The sequence below is a fragment of the Streptomyces sp. NPDC001450 genome, assembly GCF_053597295.1.
The window spans coordinates 1-4,811 of record NZ_JBSFHY010000109.1; the positions used below are offsets into that span (position 1 = coordinate 1).

The window sequence follows — 4,811 nt, forward strand, 5'->3', positions numbered from 1 at the left end:
CGGGCCCGCGATCGCGAGCCTCGGCATCTTCCAGTTCCTGTGGGTGTGGAACGACATTGTGGCGGCACCTTGGGTGCCGCCACTCATTCGTTTGGGATGTTCATCTTCTGTTGTGTCCTCGCAGGTCGGAGGCCAAATTCTGGTCGGGGCCCTCCGGGGCACCACCCCCAGAGGGAACCCCGACAAGCTGTCGCTGGACCCGCCAAGGCACAACGTCAGCTCTGTTGAATGTAACGGCCCACCCCGGAGATCCATTCCCTAAAGTTCGGGAGTGTCGGGTGTTACCCGTCGGTAATTCCCGTTCTTTATGGGATCCGAATCCCGCGACAGTGCTGGGGATCGAGCGCTCCGAATCCCTACCCCGAGGGTGACGTTTCCGTGACCCGCTGACCGTGTTATATCCTGCTCGATCAAGAGCGGTCCCTCTTTTTAGTCGACCCCACCAGTCGCCTCGGGGCCCCTCTTATGCAGGACCTACATCGCTGGACCCGCCAAAAAACCACAACTTCAGAGGACTAAAGGAATGGATTTCCTTACGGCCGCCGTCATGATCGTTGCGATCACCGGGGCAACCGTCGTACTCGTCGTCAAGATCCTCTCGTCCACTCCCGCGCGCATCGCGGCCGTCCTGGGCGCCGTCGCCGTTCTGTTCGCGGTGATCCCGCGCATCGTCGAGCCGCTCTCCCCCGCGCCGACGGCGCCTCCCCCCTCGGCCACCGTGACCGTCGCGCCGACCGGGCAGAAGCTCATCCCCTCCGCCGCCCCGTCGGCCGTGTTGCCCGAGACTCCCGCCACGGGAGGTGTCCTCTGATGGGCTTTGCCAGCGGCCGCACGGCCGAGGCCCTCAGGATCAATCGAGGCATGTCCGACGTGTTCGGACTGGGCCGCCGGAGGGGCGGAGTGCAGCCCATGGTGCTGGGCAACTCGGTGTACGCCTTCGACGAGGAGACGGGCCTGGTGGGTCACGGCCTCTCCGGTTCCCGTGCGATGCAGGCGCTCATCGACCTCAACCCGTTTCTGGCCGAGCTCTCCCGCGGCACCCGCCACGAGCTCGCCAGCGCGATGTCGACCCGACAGAGCTTCCGGAACGACCAGTTGAGGGGCTCCGTCGGCTCGGCGGTGCACATAGTGCTCTCCGGTTGTGTGTACGAGGAGTCGTCGTACGGCGAGGACACCACGGTGCGCATTCACGGCAGCGGCGCCGTACTCGGCGTCTCGGAGGTCTTCAGCCCCGATCTTCATGCGCCCACGGCGCGCTGTCTCAACTCCACGCTCACGCTCACCATGCCGCTGGCCCGGGTGCGCTCCATCGTCGAGCACAACGGGCTCATCGGTATGGCCCTCGGCAGGGTGCTGGCGGACCAGCTCGTCACGGCGGAGCGCGTCTACAACCGTCGCAGTCTCCAGCCCGAGCAGCGGCTCGCCGGCCTCTTCGTGCACCTCCTCGACCGGTGTGCGGTTCCCTGCACGAGGTACGGCCGGATGATCGAGGGGCCGTCGCAGACCGACCTCGCTGACTCCCTCTCGGTCAGTCGGGCGACCATCGAGAACGCCCTTAAGGCCCTGCGCGACCGTGGCCTCGTCACCACCGGATATCGCCAGTACCGGTTCCCGGACGAGCGGGAACTCGCCTTGTTCGGCAAGGTCCGGACCCTCTCGCAGACGGTCACCGGCTCGGCGGAAGTTCAGTAGTAAACATTCCGCTCTTCGCCCGCTCCCTGGAAAGCCTCTTCCGGGGAGCGGGCTTTTTGCTGCCCGTCCTCTTTCGTTTCTGACCACTCTGATCGATAATTAGCTTGGCGTCGAGATAAGTGACCCCGTAACTCGATTTAATCGAGGTGTATTTGCGGGGTTATTTCCTATCCGGGGCATTGCTTACTTCTATGGCGTTTCGCGGTGGAGTGACCTTCGTCACGCAGGCTTCGCTCGCACTTGGTACGACCCAGGCATCTGTCCTTCTCAAGTCGGCGGTCACCGCCCCAGTTCCCGGCTTCCCGAGCGACCGCGCCGACGTGGAGGGTTCAGGACAGACGCTCAGGCCGCGTTCCACTCGTGTGGGCCGCCTCCCCGCCACTCCACCCACTGGGGATCGTCCAGTACGCCCTCGGGATCATCGAGGCCCGCACCTTCGAGGAACACCACCAGTTCTCGGTCGCTGTAGGCGGTACCGAGGATCTCGTCCCGGCCGTGCCTGTGCACGGTGACTCTCCGGCCGCCGGTGCGGGACGGCTGGTGCACGACGATCGGCGTGCTGGTCACGTCTCCCAGCGTGCTCCCGGCCGGGGAGTGCGGCTAGTCGCGCTCCGTTCGATATCGGCGACCCCGAGTCGGAGGCTGCCGCCGCCCGCTTCTGATGGCGTCCACGCCATCGCCGAGGAAGGGGCAGACGCAGCCCAACACCGGTCGGACCCGTTAGGTCCAATGGGTCCGACCGGGACCGGCCCGTCGGGGGCGCCGGGTGATCAAATGAGGCCGGCGGCGGCGTTGTCGTCCCAGCCGTCGTCGATCTGCATGTAGCCGAGCATGGAGCGGGAGTGGCGGGCCCAGCCGCCCTGGTCGGCGATGGCGATGCCGTCCTTGCCCTTCCTGCGGCCGGTGGAGGCCAGGCCGATGCGCAGGGAGTGCCCGGTCCAGGCGATCGGCACGCCGGCCCGCTCCGAGATGCGCTTGATGGCGCGGGTGACGCTGTCCGGCCCCATGCCGCCGGTGACGTGGCCCCAGCGGTCGATACCAACAAAGGCCGGAGTAGCGGGGTCGGCCCACTGCCCGCCCTGCTCGGCGGCCAGGCGGGTGCGGTAGGCGACGTACGCGCGGACCGGGCAGATTTCCGGGTCCTGCGCGTACGGGATCTTTGCGTTGCGCACGCTGTGCTTGGTCTTGCCGGTGAGCACGGCGACGACAAGGCCGCGCGGGTGGAGGGTGACGTCGCCGGTGAGCAGCCCGGCCGGGTCCTGGGAGCGGGATGCGTAGTGGAAGCCGGTGAGCACCAGGGCCTTGTCCCGGGCTCCGGTGAGGGTGTCCGGGCAGGCGCGGGCGGCGGCGCGCAGCCCATCAATGTCGGCGCCGACCGCCTGTCCGCGGCCGCGCCGCTCTCCGGCCTGCAGGAGCTTGACCGCCAGGCCCTCCAGCGCGGCGCGGGCCTCGGTTTGGTCGTCGCCGGAGACCTGCACGCCGCGCTCGCGCAGCCCGACGACGGCGGCCGCCAGGTGGGTGGAGGCCGAAGTGGGGGCGTAGCCCGTGCCGTTCTGCTGGCCCTCGCGCAGCATCCAGGTCACGAATGCCACCAGGGTGCCGCGGGATCCCTCCAGCTCCGGCAGGCCGGTGGAGGCGCAGAACCTGCCCCACACCCGCCACGACTTCGTGTAGGTGTCCACGGTGTTGTCCGGGGTGATCTCCTTGGCGACCGCGTCGGCCAGGTCCTCGGCCTCGGCCAGGCGGCGGGCGGCCTCGACGCCGTGCCGTTCGGCCCATCGCTCGATCAGCGCCTGGCGATCGGAGGTCGCCGAGTCGACCGGCGGGAGTTCGGCAGGGGAAGGCGTGATCACCGTGCTCTCCACTGCCGTCACCACTCTTCCTCGCGGTAGCCGTAGTCCGCGGGGTCCTCCACGGCGTCCTCCCAGCAGCTCCCGCACAGACTGGTACTGCCGTCGGCCGCATCGGTTGGACGTCCGCACCGGTCGCACGGGACGAGGGCGGGGAAGGCAACGGAGCAGGCGAAGCAGAAGGCGGCTTCCCCCACGGGGTCGCTGAGGATCCGGACCCCCCACCCGAGCATCCACTCCCCGCACTGCGGGCAGGTGTTGAGTTCGCTCGGCTCGTCCTGGCCCTCTGCGCGGAAGAACGACAAAAGTTCCTCAGGCTCCCACCGGCTCGCGCAGAACCGGCACGCAGCGACCGGCTCCCCGTCCGGGCCGGCCGCGTCGCCGAGCACGAGGGCCATCTGGTCGCAGTCGGGGCACCGGATGGTCCGGTTCTCGGCGCCCTCCTTCTTCACCTCGCCGCGGACGCGGTTCGTCCGTTCCTTCACGAAGGTGTTGATGTTGACCAGGCCCCCGCGCAGCCCGCGCAGCGTTCCCTCGGCCTCCTTCCTCTCCATAGGGCCGAGACGGGGCAGAAGCTCCTCGTCGACGAAGCGGATCAGGAAGTCGAGGACTTCGCCGGCCTTGGCCTCCACCGCGCGGGCCGGGGCGGTCAGGCCGAAGTGCTGCAGCTTGTTGCGGTGCTTGCCCAGGCCGGTGAGTGCCTTCCCTTCGCTTTCGGTGATGGGCACGGCCGCGATGTTCCGCAGGCGGGTGACGGCCTGGTCGGTGGTGACGCTGGAGAGCGTGGCCTCGTCGAGGGCCTTGCGGGTGGCGTCCTCGGGTTTGCTGAAGACGAGGCTCCAGTGCTCGGCCATCAGCCGGGCCTTGAGCAGTACCTCGACGGCGGCCTGGAGGTGGAGGACCGCGTACTTCACGTCCCGGGGGGTGACCATCGACTCGTTCTCGTCGAGGTGCTCCACGACGCTCGTCAGGTAGTCCAGCCCGTTGCGCACGAGCGGGAAGTCGAGCTGGGTAGGAGCAGAGCGCGGGGGGACCCAGGGCCGCCAGGGCCTCGGCGGCGGGCTCGTCTCGGTCGGCGCCGCAGTCTCGCCGCTCTCCACATGCTCTTGGCTCGGCGTCATCGCCCGTCCCCACCCCACATCCTGACCCGGCGTCATGTCCGGTTTTGTGGGGGGGGGGTAGGTTTTGTTTTTGGGGGCGGCCCCCCCCCCCGCCCGCTGGCGGGGGGCGCCGGGGTCCCGAAAGTAGAGTAAAACAAAGAAAAAACAA

General features: G+C 68.4%; 5 protein-coding genes. 2 read left to right on the top strand and 3 right to left on the bottom strand.

Annotated features, from left to right (window positions below; all coding sequences use genetic code 11):
* The first annotated feature begins 547 nt into the window (after positions 1-547).
* Positions 548-811, top strand: a complete 264-nt coding sequence (locus tag ACWC5O_RS44965) for a hypothetical protein (RefSeq protein ID WP_450592390.1) — start codon at positions 548-550, stop codon at positions 809-811.
* A 50-nt stretch (positions 812-861) separates the two neighbouring features.
* Positions 862-1,692, top strand: a complete 831-nt coding sequence (locus tag ACWC5O_RS44970; RefSeq protein ID WP_450592392.1) for a Crp/Fnr family transcriptional regulator — start codon at positions 862-864, stop codon at positions 1,690-1,692.
* A 342-nt stretch (positions 1,693-2,034) separates the two neighbouring features.
* Here ACWC5O_RS44970 and ACWC5O_RS44975 read toward each other — a convergent pair whose 3' ends face one another.
* The 3 genes from ACWC5O_RS44975 to ACWC5O_RS44985 form a co-directional block, all read right to left on the bottom strand.
* The gene (locus ACWC5O_RS44975; RefSeq protein ID WP_450592393.1) at positions 2,035-2,259 is read right to left on the bottom strand and encodes a hypothetical protein; all 225 of its coding nucleotides are present in this window, start codon (positions 2,257-2,259) and stop codon (positions 2,035-2,037) included.
* 203 nt (positions 2,260-2,462) lie between these two features.
* The gene (locus tag ACWC5O_RS44980) at positions 2,463-3,566 is read right to left on the bottom strand and encodes an integrase (protein WP_450592395.1); all 1,104 of its coding nucleotides are present in this window, start codon (positions 3,564-3,566) and stop codon (positions 2,463-2,465) included.
* Positions 3,563-4,534 carry a serine/arginine repetitive matrix protein 1 gene (locus ACWC5O_RS44985; protein ID WP_450781328.1) on the bottom strand — a complete coding sequence of 324 codons (972 nt, stop codon included), beginning with the start codon at positions 4,532-4,534 and terminating at the stop codon, positions 3,563-3,565. Before ACWC5O_RS44985 ends, ACWC5O_RS44980 begins: the two co-directional genes overlap by 4 nt.
* Positions 4,535-4,811: the final 277 nt, after the last annotated feature.